The sequence below is a fragment of the Streptomyces sp. NPDC002795 genome (assembly GCF_042888725.1).
Lineage (GTDB): Bacteria > Actinomycetota > Actinomycetes > Streptomycetales > Streptomycetaceae > Streptomyces.
Genome location: NZ_JBIAQB010000009.1, coordinates 405,388 through 419,900, shown reverse-complemented (window position 1 = coordinate 419,900; position 14,513 = coordinate 405,388). Strand labels below are relative to the sequence as shown.

The window sequence follows — 14,513 nt, the reverse complement described above, 5'->3', positions numbered from 1 at the left end:
AGGCGGAGCGGCCCTGAGAAGGCTGTCCTTCGAAGACTAGAGGGAGCCACTGACAACGCCGGTCGGATTCCCTGGTTGGTAACAAACCCGGACTACCAAGAATGCCTGACGCCGCCCTCGACCATATAGCACGTACATTCGATTCATGCGGATCGTAGGCCTTCGTAGGCCACCTTCACCCGAACGTGTGGCGGGGCTATCGTCGGCGCCATGAGTGATCATGTGCGCGACCTGGCGTCAGTACACGAAGCGACCGACCGGCTGCTCGCCGCGGTCGGCGCCCTGGACAACGCCGCCGTGGCCGAGCCGTCACGGCTTCCGGGGTGGAGCCGCGGGCACGTACTCGCCCACCTGGCCCGCAACGCGGACGCGCTCGTCAACGTCCTCGAGGGCCGCCCCATGTACGAGAGCGCCCGGTCCCGCGACGCCGACATCGAACGGGACGCCCCGCGCGGACTGCGCGAGCAGCTCGGTGACGTACAGGACAGCGCCGAGCGGTTCCGGCGCCTGGGGGCCGAGGACGCCGACTGGGCGCGCACGGTGGAGCTGCGGGGCGGTGTGAAGGATCTCGCCTCGAACGTGCCGTTCCGCCGCTGGATCGAGGTCGAACTGCACCACGTGGACCTCGGGATCGGCTACGAGCTGGAGGACCTCTCCGCCGAGTTCACCCAGCGGGAGATCAACTTCCTCTCGAAGCGGTTCCGCGACCACCCCGGCCTGCCGCCCCTGCTGATCAAGCAGGACGACGGCCGGATGATCTCCACGGGGGCCGTGCAGAAGTTCTCCCTGGAGGAGATCAAGGCGGGCGCGGGCCCCGAACCGGAACTCGGCATCGTCGTCAAGGGCCGCCAGGCCGACCTCCTGGGCTGGCTCGCGGGCCGCAGGGACGGCGGCGCCCTCACCGTCGACCGGGGCTCCCTGCCGCCCCTGCCCCCGCTATAGGCTGAATCCATGACGTACAGCGGAGCGGTGAAGGTCGGCGGCCCGGCGGATGTGCACGAGCTGCAGGACCTGATGATCTCCAAGGTCGCGGTCGGGCCGATGGACAACAACGCCTACTTGTTGCGCTGCCGCGCGACCGATCAGCAGCTCCTGATCGACGCGGCGAACGAGCCGGAGACGCTGCTGCGGCTCATCGGTGAGGACGGCATCGCCGCCGTCGTCACCACGCACCGGCACGGCGACCACTGGCAGGGCCTCCAGGAGGTCGTGGAGGCGACCGGCGCGCGCACGTACGCGGGGCGCGAGGACGTCGAGGGGATCCCGGTGGCGACGGATGTCGCCGTCTCCGACGGGGACACCATCGAGTTCGGCCGGATCACGCTCACGGCCCGCCATCTGGTCGGCCACACGCCCGGTTCGATCGCCCTGGTCTACGACGACCCGCACGGCCACCCGCACGTCTTCACCGGTGACTGTCTGTTCCCCGGCGGCGTGGGCAACACGTGGAAGGACCCCAAGGCCTTCGCGAGTCTCATCGACGACGTGGAGACGAAGATCTTCGGCACGCTGCCGGACGAGACGTGGGTCTACCCGGGACACGGGAACGACACGTCACTGGGCGCCGAGCGTCCCCACGTCCAGGAGTGGCGCGAGCGGGGCTGGTGACCTGTAGGCGGGCCGTTTCGCCTCGGCCCGCCCTGTAGGCGGCGTTTTACGCCTGCGCCGTGCCCGGTGCGGCGAGCGCCGCCACCCGCTCCACGCCGAACGCGTATCCCTGCACGCCGCATCCGGCGATCACGCCGTCGGCGCGCAGCGATACGTAGGAGTGGTGCCGGAACTCCTCGCGCTGGTGGATGTTGGAGATGTGGACCTCCACCACCGGCATGCCGTCGCAGGTGTTGAGCGCGTCCAGGATCGCCACGGAGGTGTGTGAGTAGGCGGCCGGGTTGATGACGATGCCCACGTGGTTCTCGCGCGCCTCATGGATCCAGTCGACGAGCTCGCCCTCGTGGTTGGACTGCCGGAAGTCCACGGTGGCGCCGTGCGCGGTGGCCGTCTTCACGCACAGGGCCTCGACGTCGGTGAGGGTGTCGCGGCCGTAGATCTCCGGCTGGCGCTTGCCGAGCAGGTTCAGGTTCGGGCCGTTGAGAACCATGATCGGGGCGTTGGCGAGAGTGCGCGGCACGAGGGACCTCCGTAGAAGAGCGTTTGCTCCTTGAGGGTCTATCACGGCGCCACTACAGCCCGAAGGGCGGTGGGTGAAGGGCGGTCAGGGCGTGACGGCGAGCTCGATGTACGCGGCGAGAATCACCAGGTGGACGCCGCCCTGGAGCGGTGTGGCACGGCCGGGGACGATGGTGAGGGTCGCGACCACCATGGTCAGCGCGAGCAGCACCATGTGCGTGGCGCCGAGCCCGAGGACGAGCGGCCCGGTCAGCCAGTACGAGGCGATGGCGACGGCGGGCACCGTGAGGCCGATGCTGGCCATGGACGAGCCGAGCGCGAGGTTGAGGCTGGTCTGCACCCGGTCCCGGCGAGCCGCACGGAGCGCCGCGATGGTCTCGGGCAGCAGCACGAGCAGCGCGATGATCACGCCGACCACCGCCTGCGGCATGCCGGCCGCCGCCACCCCCTGCTCGATCGTCTTCGAGACGCCCTTGGTGAGTCCGACGACCGCGACCAGGGCGAGCGCGAGCAGGCCGAGGCTGAACAGGGCGGTCCTGGTGCTCGGCACGTCGGCGTGGTCGTCGGCGTCGATCACCTCGCCGTGCTTGGTGATCGGCAGGAAGTAGTCGCGGTGGCGCACGGTCTGCGTCGCGACGAAGAGCCCGTACAGGACGAGCGCGGCGACGGCCGAGAAGACCAGCTGGGAGGTGGAGAACTCCGGGCCGATCTTGCTGGTGGTGAAGGTCGGCAGGACCAGGCAGAGCGTCGCGAGCGTGGCCACGGTGGCGAGGGCTCCCCCGGTGCCTTCGGACTGGAAGATCGCCACGCGGTGCCGCAGCGCGGCCGCGAGCAGGCTGACGCCGACGATGCCGTTGCAGGTGATCATGACGGCGGCGAACACGGTGTCGCGGGCGAGCGTGGAGCTCTTGGCCCCGCCGTCGGCCATCAAGGTGACGATCAGCGCGACCTCGATGATCGTCACGGCCACGGCGAGCACGAGCGAACCGAAGGGTTCACCGACCCGGTGGGCGACGACCTCCGCGTGGTGCACGGCCGCGAGTACGGAGACCGCGAGGACCACCGCGACGACGGCGACCACGGCACCCGGCAGATCGCGCCCCCAGGTGAACGCGAGCAGCACGATCGCGATCAGTGGCATCACCACGGTCCACTGCGTACTCAGCGCCCGCACTCTGGTGATCATTCATCGATGGTGCCCGTGGCGGAGTGGGGGCGCGACTTCTCCGGCGGCGGCGCCCGGCGGTCGCAGAGCGCCGCACGTGTACGTCACTTGAGTTCGCGCGTGTCCTTGAGGTCGCAGTTGGTGAAGGCCGGCGGGCGGGTGCACAGGGCCGAGAGCTGCCGGTTGAGCTCGGCCACCTCGGGGTGTTCGTTGCTGCGCATCGCGTCCTCGTAGGACTCGAACTCGATGACCGCGAGATAGCGGCCGGTGGTGTCCCGGTCCTTGAGCATCATCCGGTGCGTGGGGCCGCCCGGAGTGCCCTGCATCCGCTGCTCGAAGGCCTCCAGCAGCTCCCGCATCTCGCCGAACCGCTGGGACTCGAAATCGATGATCTGGACGAACTTCATGGGGTCCTCCCCCGTCGTGCCCTCGCGCCCCCGCGGAACGCGCTCAGGGCACAACGAAGCACCGGGAGCGGCACGCGGCAATCGGCCGCGCACCGCTCCCGGTGCTGGTAATTCCTACGCTCGACGCCGTCAGGCCTCGATGCTGTCCTTCCGAGCCGCTTCGGCCGCGTCCCGCTCGGCCTGCTTCTTCGAGGCGATGAGGCTGGTGATCGTCGTGACGATCAGGACGCCGCAGATGACGGAGAGCGAGACCGGGATGGAGATCTCCGGTACGTGCACACCGGACTCGTGCAGTGCGTGCAGGACCAGCTTCACGCCGATGAAGGCGAGGATCACCGAGAGGCCGTAGCTGAGGTGCACCAGCTTCTTGAGCAGGCCACCGATGAGGAAGTACAGCTGGCGAAGGCCCATCAGCGCGAAGGCGTTCGCGGTGAAGACGACGTACGGGTCCTGGGTCAGGCCGAAGATCGCCGGGATCGAGTCCATCGCGAACAGCACGTCGGTCATGCCGATGGCGAGCATGACGACCAGGAGCGGCGTCATGACCTTCTTGCCGTGCTGCTGGATGAAGAGCTTCGTGCCGTGGTAGCTGTCCGCGACGCCGAACTTCTTTTCGATCGACTTAAGGAGGCGGTTCTCCTCGAACTCCTCCTCCTCGTCGTCCGCCATGGCCTCCTTGATGAGCTTCCAGGCGGTGTAGATGAGGAAGGCGCCGAAGATGTAGAAGACCCACGAGAAGTTGGAGATGATCGCCGCGCCCGCCGCGATGAAGATCGCTCGCAGTACGAGCGCGATCAGCACACCGAAGAGCAGTACGCGCTGCTGCAACTGGGTGGGCACCGAGAACTTCGCCATGATCAGGATGAAGACGAAGAGGTTGTCCACGCTGAGCGACTTCTCGGTGATGAAGCCCGCGAAGAACTCGCCGCCCGCCTGGCTGCCGCCCCAGACCATGAGGCCGACGCCGAACAGCGCGGCGAGCACGATCCAGACGACGGTCCAGATGCCTGCTTCCTTGATCGATACGTCGTGGGGCTTTCGCCCGATGAAGAAGTCGACCGCAATGAGGGCGCACAGACCGAGAACGGTCAGCACCCACACAGTCATTGATACGTCCACTACTGCGCCTCCGGCGTCGTACGGCTACTGATCAGCGTCGTCGCTGCCGGAGGTCTCTTCCACCCGAGCGCCTTGGCGCGTCTCGGGCCGGCGCCCCGGGATCGACCGCCGTCTGGCCTGTCGTCCGTACTGACGGGAACGCCGCGTTGGAGTACTCCCCTCCGCGTAAAGGAGCGTACTCGAAACACCCATGAAAGGTAAAGGGAAAGGTAAAGTAGTTGCCAAGTGTGCAGGTCGGAGGCCTATCCGAGACCTGTCCACGACGGCTACAGGCTGGGCAGGATCGCGGGCATCAGGTCCTGGAATGTCCGGCCCTTGGCCGCTTCGCCGAGGGCCGTCATCTTCCAGCCGCTGCCCGCACGGTGCACCTTCGCCATGATCTGCGCCGTGTACTTTCCGCCGCCGTCGAGCGTGTAGCGGGCGAGTTCCTGACCGTTCGCTTCGTCGACCAGGCGGCAGAACGCGTTCTGCACCTCCTGGAAGGTCTGTCCCGTGAAGGAGTTGACCGTGAAGACGATCTGGTCGATGTGGTCCGGGACGCTCTGCAGGTCGACGACGATCGACTCGTCGTCGCCGCCCTTCCCGGCACCGCCGACCAGGTTGTCGCCGGTGTGCCGCACCGAGCCGTCTTCGCTGACGAGGTGGCGGAAGAAGACCACGTCGACGGGCTGCTTGTCGGCGAAGAGGACCGCCGACGCGTCGAGGTCGACCTCGCGCGTGCGGGTGCCGAACAGGCCGCGTCGAGGAGCCGCCTGCCAGCCGAGTCCCATCCGTACGGCCGTGAGGGTGCCCCCGCCCTGCTTCTCCAGGCTGATGGCCTGACCCTTGGTCAAGTCGATGCCCACGCGCTGTCCCCTCTCGAACCGTCCCCTGTTGCCGCGCCATACGCGCGGTTGGTCCAAACCCTAGAGGGCGGCGCCGACAACGCCGCCACCGTGGGCGGGGTTTTGTGGCGGTCCTGCGACACGCCTCTGCCACCCCGCCCGTCGTGGCAGGTCAGGCGATGCCTGCCTCCTTCATCTGCCGCAGCTCCTTCTTCATCTCCGACACCTCGTCGCGCAGCCGTGCCGCGACCTCGAACTGAAGGTCCGCCGCGGCGGCCCGCATCCGCTCGGTCAGCTCCTCGATCTGCCCGGACAGCTCGGCCGCGGGACGGTCCGTGGGAACCGTCTCCTCCGCCTTGCCGCGCTTCTTCCTGGCCGGCGCCTCCGCCTTTCCGGCCGAGGGGACGGGGGCCTTGGCGCCCTTTCCGTCCTTGCCGCCCTTTCGGTAGCCGGTGCCGATCAGCGCCTCCGTGTCGACGTCCTCGCGCGCGATGGACGCCACGATGTCGTTGATCTTCTTACGGAGGGGCTGGGGGTCGATCCCGTTCGCCTCGTTGTACGCGACCTGCTTCTCCCGGCGGCGGTTGGTCTCGTCGATGGCCTTCTCCATCGCCGGGGTGATCTTGTCGGCGTACATGTGGACCTGGCCCGAGACGTTTCGCGCCGCGCGGCCGATCGTCTGGATCAGCGAGGTGCCGGAGCGCAGGAAGCCCTCCTTGTCGGCGTCGAGGATCGCGACCAGGGAGACCTCGGGCAGGTCGAGGCCCTCACGCAGCAGGTTGATGCCGACCAGCACGTCGAACTCGCCCGCGCGCAGCTCGCGCAGCAGCTCGACGCGGCGCAGCGTGTCGACGTCGCTGTGCAGATAGCGCACCTGGATGCCGAGCTCGATGAAGTAGTCCGTGAGGTCCTCGGCCATCTTCTTGGTGAGCGTGGTGACCAGGACGCGCTCGTCCTTCTCCGTGCGCGTACGGATCTCGTGCACCAGGTCGTCGATCTGGCCCTCGGTGGGCTTCACGACGACTTCGGGGTCGATGAGACCGGTGGGGCGGATGATCTGCTCGACGTGACCGTCCGCGCGCGAGAGCTCGTAGTTGCCCGGCGTCGCCGACAGATAGACGGCCTGGCCGATGCGCTTTTGGAACTCCTCCCACTTCAGGGGGCGGTTGTCGAGCGCGGAGGGCAGGCGGAAGCCGTGGTCCACGAGGGTGCGCTTACGGGAGGCATCGCCCTCGTACATGGCGCCGATCTGCGGCACGGTGACGTGCGACTCGTCGATCACGAGCAGGAAGTCGTCCGGGAAGTAGTCGAGCAGCGTGTGCGGCGGGGAGCCGGGCTCGCGGCCGTCGAAGTGCATCGAGTAGTTCTCCACGCCGGAGCAGGAGCCGATCTGGCGGAGCATCTCGAGGTCGTACGTGGTCCGCATGCGAAGGCGCTGGGCCTCGAGCATCTTGCCCTGCTTCTCCAGCTCGGCGAGGCGCTCCTCCAGCTCCTTCTCGATGTCGTTGGCCGCGCGCTCCAGGCGCTCGGGGCCGGCCACGTAGTGGGTCGCCGGGAAGATGTACAGCGAGTCGTCGTCGCTGATGACCTCGCCGGTGAGGGGGTGGAGGGTGGAGAGCGACTCGATCTCGTCGCCGAACATCTCGATGCGGACCGCGAGCTCTTCGTAGACGGGGAAGATCTCGATGGTGTCGCCGCGCACCCGGAAGGTGCCGCGCTGGAACGCCACGTCGTTGCGCGTGTACTGGATGTCCACGAAGCGGCGCAGCAGGTCGTCCCGGTCGATCTCGTCCCCGACCTTCAGGGGGACCATGCGGTCCACGTACTCCTGCGGAGTGCCGAGGCCGTAGATGCAGGAGACGGAGGCGACCACGATGACGTCCCTGCGCGTCAGCAGCGAGTTCGTCGCGGAGTGGCGCAGGCGCTCCACCTCCTCGTTGACCGAGGAGTCCTTCTCGATGTACGTGTCCGACTGCGGAACGTACGCCTCGGGTTGGTAGTAGTCGTAGTACGAGACGAAGTACTCGACCGCGTTGTTCGGAAGCAGCTCGCGGAACTCGTTGGCCAGCTGGGCGGCCAGCGTCTTGTTCGGCGCCATGACGAGCGTGGGGCGCTGGAGCTTCTCGATCATCCACGCCGTGGTGGCGGACTTGCCGGTGCCGGTCGCGCCGAGCAGGACGACGTCCTTCTCGCCTGCCGTCACGCGCTTCTCCAGCTCGGCGATGGCCGCGGGCTGGTCACCGCTGGGCTGGTACGGGCTGACGACCTCGAAGGGTGCCACCGTGCGTTCGATCTTGGATACGGGCCGCATGGAACCAACCGTACGACCCGCCACTGACAACCGGGCCCGAACCGCTGTCGGGCCCGGCCTTCAGGGGTTCCGGGTCACGAGTCCTGCGGCGTGCGCGAAGCCGGTCGTCCCCGGGGGCGGCGCAGGCGTGTGACGGCCGGTGCGGGGGTCCCGAGCCGGGCCTCTGCCGCTCGGCTGTCACGCCAGTCGGGGCGGCCCGTGACCAGCATCGGGTCGAATACGACGACGACCCCGGCCAGGAGCAGGAAGCCCAGCGGGCCGATCAGCATGGGCCCGAGGATGGCGGTGGCCGAGTCCCCTCCGGGGGAACCGACGGCATCGGTGTGCGCGTGGACGCTGACCCCCGCCATCGCCATGTAGTGCATCCCCGAGACGGCGAGCCCCATGATCAGGCTCGCGCCGACGCTCCACATGATGCCCCGTACCTGGACGGCCGCCCACAGGGCGGCGGTGGCCGCCGCCATGGCGATGACCACGGAGGCGACCACGGTGAACGTGCTGTAACTGATCGTCCCGTGAAGGCGCATTCCGGCCATTCCGAGGTAGTGCATGGACGCCACTCCGAGGCCCGTGATGGTGCCCCCGGTGAACAGAGCGGCGCCGGTCGCGCCCTTGTAGCCGACGATGAAGACGCCGATGCCGACCATGAGGATGGCCACGCCGAGACTCGCGAACGTCATCAGCGGGTCGTAGCGGATCGGCAGGTCCTCCACGCTGAAGCCCATCATCGCGATGAAGTGCATGGTCCAGATCCCGGAGCCGATCGCCGCGGAGCCCAGCGCGAGCCATCCCACCCGCCAGGTGTTGGCGACGAGCAGGGATCTGGTGGTGCAGCGCAGTCCCAGGGCGCCTCCGAGGCAGGCCATGAGATACGCCACCACCGGGGTGACGAGCCCGTAACTGAAGCCGTCGACCGAACCCTGCATGCGTGACAGCCCTTCCGCCTGGTTTTCCGTGAGATGTGCAGCTCGTCCCTTCGCGCGCGGCGGCCGAGGCGACCGCGGGTGAGGCAGAGATTAAATCGCACACGGGAACGTCCGAACGATTTTCCGGCAAAGAAGCCGGGTGCACGACACCGGGGCCGACCGCAGTTGAGTGACTCCATTCAACTCGTGACCATCCTGCGCCTACTTTTCGTTCGCTCTCAGCTGTCAATCTCGTACAGTCCGTGATTCCACGACGCATGAGGAGCACACGTGTACGCACGCGCAGCAGCCGCTCTGACCTCAGCGGCGGGCTCCGTCGTCATCGGTGTCCTGGTCCTGCCCACCACCGCACAAGCCGCCCCCGCACACAACAGAACCGCGGTCGTCGCCCACCGCGGTGCCTCCGCGTACGCACCCGAGAACACCCTGGCAGCCGTCGACAAGGCGCACGCCCTGGGGTTCACCTGGGTCGAGAACGACGTGCAGCGCACCAGGGACGGAGCCCTGGTCGTCCTCCACGACACCACCCTGGCCCGCACCACCAACGTCGAGCAGGTCTATCCCGACCGCTCCCCGTGGAACGTGGCGGACTTCACCTCGGGTGAGATCGCCAAGCTGGACGCGGGCAGCTGGAAGGGCGCCGAGTACACGGGCGCGCGGATCCCGACGCTCCACGAGTACCTGCGGCGCGTCGACCGTAACCACCAGAAGCTGCTCATGGAGGTCAAGTCGCCCGAGCTGTACCCGGGCATCGAGGACCAGATCCTGCATCAGCTGCGCAGGGACGGCTGGCTGGACGCCGGGGACGTCAAACACCGGCTGATCGTCCAGAGCTTCAACGCGGAGAGCATCCGCACCCTGCACTCTCGGCGCCCGGACATCAAGACGGGCTACCTCGGCACCCCCGCGGTGTCGGAGCTGCCGACGTACGCGAAGTTCGCCGACCAGATCAATCCCTCGCACACGACGATCTCGGCGGACTACGTCAAGGCGGTGCACGCGCTCAAGGGCCCGCACGGCAAGCCGCTCGAGTCCTACACCTGGACCGTCAACGACGCGAAGACCGCGCGGCAGGTGGCCGGCTTCGGCGTCGACGGGATCATCAGCAACGCGCCTGACGTGGTGCGGGCGGCCGTCGGCGGCTGACCCGCCCGGCGTTGTCAGTGCCCGGCCGTACCGTGGTCGGCATGAACGCCACTGGACCGAGCGAGACCACTCCCGCCGCGCCGAAGCAGGCCGTGTGGGCCGTCGTGCGCAGTGACATCGGCCCGCTGCTGCTCGCCGCGACGGACGCCGGTCTGGTGAACGTGGTCTTCCACGCCACCGACGCGGTGCGGGACAAGGCACTCGACGGGCTCGGCTCCAAACTCGGGGCCGAGCCCGTCGAGGCGCCCGAATCGCCCCTGCTCGCCGAGGCGATACGGCAGCTCGCGGAGTACTTCGCGGGCCGTCGGCGCGCGTTCGACGTGCCGCTCGACTGGTCACTGATCACCGGGTTCAACCGGGAGGTGCTGCGCGAGCTGTTCGCCGGGGTGCCGTACGGAGCGGTCGTCGGGTACGGGGATCTGGCCCACCGGGTCGGACAGCCGAGAGCCGCGCAGGCCGTGGGGCTGGCGATGGGGTCGAATCCGCTGCCGGTCGTGGTGCCGTGCCACCGGGTCGTGGAGCGCGACGGCGGGATCGGCGGCTTCGGGGGCGGACTCGAGACGAAGCGGAAGTTGCTCGCGCTGGAAGGGGTGTTGCCCGAGCCGTTGTTCTGAGACGGTCCTGGTCGGGGCGGACGCGTGCGGTCTGCAAGGTTGATCGGGGCGGGGGTGTGCGTTGAGCACGGATGAGGGGCGACTCGGGCGACCGGAGGACGCGTCCGCGCGAGACGGACTCGCAGAGCACGCCGACGCCGCCGGCCGAGCGGGAGGCATCGATCACCCCGGGGACGTCGGCCGCGCGGGAGACACCGGGAGCGCGGGAGGCTCCGATCGCCCCGAAGACCTCAGCCGCACTGACGGCACCGGGCGTGCGGGAGGCCCCGAGCGCCCGGAGGGCGTCGGCCGCGCGCGAGGCACCGGCCGACCGGGAGGCGCCGGGAGCGCGGGAAGCACCGATCGCCCCGAAGACCTCAGCCGCGCCGACGGCACCAGCCGCCCGGGAAGCGCTGATCGCCGCGAAGAGCTCGGACACGCGAGCGGCCTCGTGGTCCCCGGAGACCCCGGACGCGCCGACGACACCGGGCGCAAAGACCACGGACGCGCGAGCGGCACCGGGAGCGCGGGAAGCACCGATCGCCCCGCGGGCGTCGGCCGCGCCAGTCGGCCGGGAGGCGCCGGTCGCGCGAGCGGCCTCGTGCTCCCTGAAGACGTCGGCCGCGCCGACGGCAGCGGGGCGGCCGCCGAACGCGGGGCGGGGCCGGGGGCAGAGGCGTTGCAGCAGCGTACGCAGCGGGTGCTGGTCGCCTCGCAGATACTGGGTGGGCTGGGGACCGCCACCGGGATCGCGCTGGCCGCCGTGCTGGCCAAGAAGGTCAGCGGGGACGAGGCGCTCTCCGGCCTCGCGTCCACGGCGAGTGTCGCGGGGACCGCGGTGCTCTCGGTGCCGTTGGCCGCGCTGATGAACGCCCGTGGGCGGCGGGCCGGCCTCGTACTGGCCTATCTGATCGGCACGGTGGGCGCCGTGGTGACCGTCGTCGCCGCGGTGCTCGGCAGCTTTCCGCTGCTGCTCATCGGGCTGATGGGGTTCGGCGCGGCGTCCTCCGCCAACCTCCAGGCCCGGTACGCGGCCGCCGACCTCGCCGAGCCCGACCGGCGGGCCCGCGCCATCTCGACCGTCGTATGGGCCACCACCATCGGCGCCGTCCTCGGACCGAACATCGCGGCGCCCGCGGGCCGCAGCGTCTCCGGGCTCGGCATACCGGCGGAAGCGGGACCGTTCATGTGGGCGGCCGGGGTGTTCCTGATATCGGCGGTCGTGGTGCACGTACTGCTGCGCCCCGACCCGCTGCTGACCGCGCGGTCCCTGGCCCCCGCCGAGGAGCAGTCACCCGCCGCGCGCTCCATACGGGCGGGATTCGCTGCCGTGTCCGCGTCGCCGCGCGCCCGGCTCGCGCTGGTGACGGTGGCGGTGTCGCACACGGCGATGGTGTCCGTCATGTCGATGACACCGGTGGACCTCGAACACCACGGCGCGGGCATTGAGTTGATCGGGCTGGTCATCAGCGTGCACATCGCGGGCATGTACGCGTTCTCGCCGGTGATGGGCCGTCTCGCCGACACATTCGGGCGTCTGACTGTGATCGGGCTCGCGGTGGGCCTGCTCGCGTGCGCGGCGCTGCTCGCCGGGACCGCGGGCGGGAGTCACACGCAGAGCGCGGCGGCGCTGTTCCTGCTCGGGCTCGGCTGGTCGGCCGGGCTCGTCGCGGGCTCCGCGCTGCTCACCGACTCCGTGCCGCAGGCCGCGCGGGCCGCCGCGCAGGGACTCTCCGACCTGACGACGAGTCTGTCGGCGGGAATCGGCGGCGCGACGGCGGGCATCGTGGTGGCGACGGCGAGCTACGCGTGGCTGAACCTGGCCGCGGCGTGCCTGCTGCTCCCGCTCGGAGCGCTGGCCCTGTTCACGCGGCGGTCCCCACATCCGTAGCGGAACCCAACCCCCGTAGCGGACAGGCGAGTTCGTACGCGGATCTCGCGGATCAGCTCAGGGTGATGTGGTACGCCTTGCGCAGCGTCTCGTGCACCGTCCACGTCGTCCGGTCGCCCTCGCGGAGCACGGCGGCCGTGCCGGGGCCGAGTTCCAGGCTTTCGCCGCCCTCGACGGCGACGGTGGCGCGGCCGCTGACGACCACGAACAGCTCGTTCGCCTCGGTGTCGGTGACCACGCCGGGCGTGATCTGCCAGATGCCGCGCACCTGCTTGCCGTCGGCCGACTCCCACAGCACCTTGCCGGTCACCTCGGGGGCACCGGAGAGGATCTGTGCGGGGTCGAGGGGCTCGGGTTCGAGGTCCACGTCCGGGACGCGGACGGCGAAGGAGCCCAGGGCGGTTGCGGGTCGATCGTTCGTGGTCATGGCCAGTCACCGTAGATGACCTGCGCCTCTCCTCTCACTGGACGGCCTGTGCCGTACAGGCCCCGCCGACTGGACGGCTCGTCGAGGCTTCAACAACTCTGCCCGGAAGGCTCCTCAGAACGCCGTTTCGGTAGCAGACTCCGCCGTGCGCACAGCCGGAGCATCCCGCAGAGCGAGTCACGAAGCCGAAGGGACGGCGGTCAGGCATGAGCGGAAACAGGGCAGTCGCATATCTCAAGCCGGGAGCGGTGGAGGTCAGGACCATCGAGCACCCGACGCTCGAACTGAAGGACGGGCCGGGGGTGGCCTCGGCGAACGTGGGCCGGACCTGCCGGCACGGCGTGATCCTCAAGGTGCTCGCCACCAACATCTGCGGCAGCGACCAGCACATGGTGCGCGGCCGCACCACGGCACCCGAGGGCCTCGTCCTGGGCCACGAGATCACCGGTGAGATCGTGGAGAAGGGCCCCGACGTCGAGTTCCTGAACGTCGGGGACATCGTCTCCGTGCCGTTCAACATCGCCTGCGGGCGCTGTCGCAACTGCAAGGAGCGCAAGACCGGCATCTGCCTGAACGTCAACCCGGCGCGGCCCGGGGCGGCTTACGGCTATGTCGACATGGGCGGCTGGGTCGGCGGTCAGGCCGAGTACGCCATGATCCCCTACGCGGACTTCAACGCGCTGCGCTTCCCCGACGCCGACCAGGCGCGCGAGAAGCTCCTCGATCTGACCATGCTCTCCGACATCTTCCCGACCGGCTTCCACGGCGCGGTCACGGCGGGCACGAAGGTCGGTTCGACGGTGTACGTGGCCGGGGCCGGGCCCGTCGGGCTCGCGGCGGCGGCATCGGCGCAGCTGCTGGGCGCGGCCGTGGTGATCGTCGGGGACATGAACGCCGAACGGCTCGCGCAGGCACGGAGTTTCGGCTGCGAGACGGTCGACCTCACGCGCGGCACGGTGGAGGAGCAGGTCGCCGAGATCCTCGGCGTCCCCGAGGTGGACGCGGCCGTGGACGCGGTCGGCTTCGAGGCCCGCGGACACGGCCCGGACGCACCCGAGGCGCCGGCCACGGTCCTCAACTCCCTGATGGGGCTCACGGCGGCCGGTGGCGCGCTCGGCATCCCCGGCCTGTACGTCACCGACGACCCGGGCGGCGTCGACCAGGACGCGCGCACCGGAACGCTGAAGGTGCGGCTCGGCCTCGGCTGGGCGAAGAGCCACACGTTCACGACGGGGCAGTGCCCGGTGATGCAGTACCACCGGGGCCTGATGATGGCGATCCTGCACGAGCGCGTGCACATCGCGAAGGCCGTCAACGCGACCGTGATCGGCATCGAGGACGCGCCGCGCGGCTACGCGGAGTTCGACCAGGGCGCGAGCCGTAAGTACGTCATCGATCCGCACGGCGTGCTGAGCGGCGCCCGACCGGTCTGAGGCCGGTCCGGGCTGTCCGGGGCGGTCGGGGGGGGGGGGGGGGGGGGCCGGGGGCCACCCCCCCCCCCCCCCCCCCCACCCCCCCCCCCCCCCGCCCCCGCCCCCCCCCCCCCGCCCCGGCGCCCCCCCCCCCCCCCAGGCGCC

At 69.7% G+C, this 14,513-nt stretch carries 14 protein-coding genes; 6 read left to right on the top strand and 8 right to left on the bottom strand.

Features of this window, described 5'->3' with window-relative positions; translation table 11 throughout:
• Positions 1-210 precede the first annotated feature (210 nt).
• Together ACFYWS_RS28135 and ACFYWS_RS28130 are read left to right on the top strand one after the other, a co-directional pair.
• Positions 211-942 carry a maleylpyruvate isomerase family mycothiol-dependent enzyme gene (locus ACFYWS_RS28135; RefSeq protein ID WP_389281011.1) on the top strand — a complete coding sequence of 244 codons (732 nt, stop codon included), beginning with the start codon at positions 211-213 and terminating at the stop codon, positions 940-942.
• Between the two features lie 9 nt (positions 943-951).
• The gene (locus tag ACFYWS_RS28130) at positions 952-1,608 is read left to right on the top strand and encodes an MBL fold metallo-hydrolase (protein WP_389281009.1); all 657 of its coding nucleotides are present in this window, start codon (positions 952-954) and stop codon (positions 1,606-1,608) included.
• A 46-nt stretch (positions 1,609-1,654) separates the two neighbouring features.
• On the opposite strand, the gene aroQ is transcribed toward ACFYWS_RS28130, so the two are convergent.
• From aroQ to ACFYWS_RS28095, 7 genes are all read right to left on the bottom strand, one after another.
• Positions 1,655-2,128: a type II 3-dehydroquinate dehydratase gene (aroQ, locus tag ACFYWS_RS28125; RefSeq protein ID WP_389281008.1), complete on the bottom strand. Its 474-nt coding sequence runs from the start codon at positions 2,126-2,128 to the stop codon at positions 1,655-1,657.
• 84 nt (positions 2,129-2,212) lie between these two features.
• Entirely contained in the window at positions 2,213-3,313 is a 1,101-nt protein-coding gene (locus ACFYWS_RS28120; protein ID WP_389281006.1) for a calcium:proton antiporter, read from the bottom strand.
• An 83-nt stretch (positions 3,314-3,396) separates the two neighbouring features.
• A complete protein-coding gene (locus ACFYWS_RS28115) occupies positions 3,397-3,699 on the bottom strand; it encodes a hypothetical protein (protein WP_389281004.1) in 303 nt (100 codons plus the stop codon).
• 129 nt (positions 3,700-3,828) lie between these two features.
• Entirely contained in the window at positions 3,829-4,818 is a 990-nt protein-coding gene (locus tag ACFYWS_RS28110) for a TerC/Alx family metal homeostasis membrane protein (RefSeq protein WP_389281002.1), read from the bottom strand.
• Positions 4,819-5,084: 266 nt separating this feature from the next.
• Positions 5,085-5,663, bottom strand: a complete 579-nt coding sequence (locus ACFYWS_RS28105) for a TerD family protein (protein ID WP_389281000.1) — start codon at positions 5,661-5,663, stop codon at positions 5,085-5,087.
• Positions 5,664-5,814: 151 nt separating this feature from the next.
• Entirely contained in the window at positions 5,815-7,953 is a 2,139-nt protein-coding gene (uvrB, locus tag ACFYWS_RS28100; protein ID WP_389280998.1) for an excinuclease ABC subunit UvrB, read from the bottom strand.
• Positions 7,954-8,027: 74 nt separating this feature from the next.
• Entirely contained in the window at positions 8,028-8,879 is an 852-nt protein-coding gene (locus ACFYWS_RS28095) for an MHYT domain-containing protein (protein ID WP_389280996.1), read from the bottom strand.
• A 270-nt stretch (positions 8,880-9,149) separates the two neighbouring features.
• Between ACFYWS_RS28095 and ACFYWS_RS28090 the strand changes: the two genes are divergently transcribed.
• The 3 genes from ACFYWS_RS28090 (at position 9,150) to ACFYWS_RS28080 (ending at position 12,509) form a co-directional block, all read left to right on the top strand.
• On the top strand, positions 9,150-10,025 hold the full coding sequence (locus tag ACFYWS_RS28090; protein ID WP_389280994.1) for a glycerophosphodiester phosphodiesterase: 876 nt from the start codon (positions 9,150-9,152) through the stop codon (positions 10,023-10,025).
• A gap of 41 nt (positions 10,026-10,066) precedes the next feature.
• A complete protein-coding gene (locus ACFYWS_RS28085) occupies positions 10,067-10,639 on the top strand; it encodes a methylated-DNA--[protein]-cysteine S-methyltransferase (protein WP_389280993.1) in 573 nt (190 codons plus the stop codon).
• Between the two features lie 658 nt (positions 10,640-11,297).
• Positions 11,298-12,509: an MFS transporter gene (locus tag ACFYWS_RS28080; protein ID WP_389281072.1), complete on the top strand. Its 1,212-nt coding sequence runs from the start codon at positions 11,298-11,300 to the stop codon at positions 12,507-12,509.
• Between the two features lie 52 nt (positions 12,510-12,561).
• On the opposite strand, the gene ACFYWS_RS28075 is transcribed toward ACFYWS_RS28080, so the two are convergent.
• The gene (locus ACFYWS_RS28075; protein WP_389280991.1) at positions 12,562-12,936 is read right to left on the bottom strand and encodes a cupin domain-containing protein; all 375 of its coding nucleotides are present in this window, start codon (positions 12,934-12,936) and stop codon (positions 12,562-12,564) included.
• Positions 12,937-13,142: 206 nt separating this feature from the next.
• Between ACFYWS_RS28075 and fdhA the strand changes: the two genes are divergently transcribed.
• Positions 13,143-14,369 carry a formaldehyde dehydrogenase, glutathione-independent gene (fdhA, locus tag ACFYWS_RS28070; protein ID WP_389280990.1) on the top strand — a complete coding sequence of 409 codons (1,227 nt, stop codon included), beginning with the start codon at positions 13,143-13,145 and terminating at the stop codon, positions 14,367-14,369.
• The last annotated feature ends 144 nt before the right edge of the window (positions 14,370-14,513 follow it).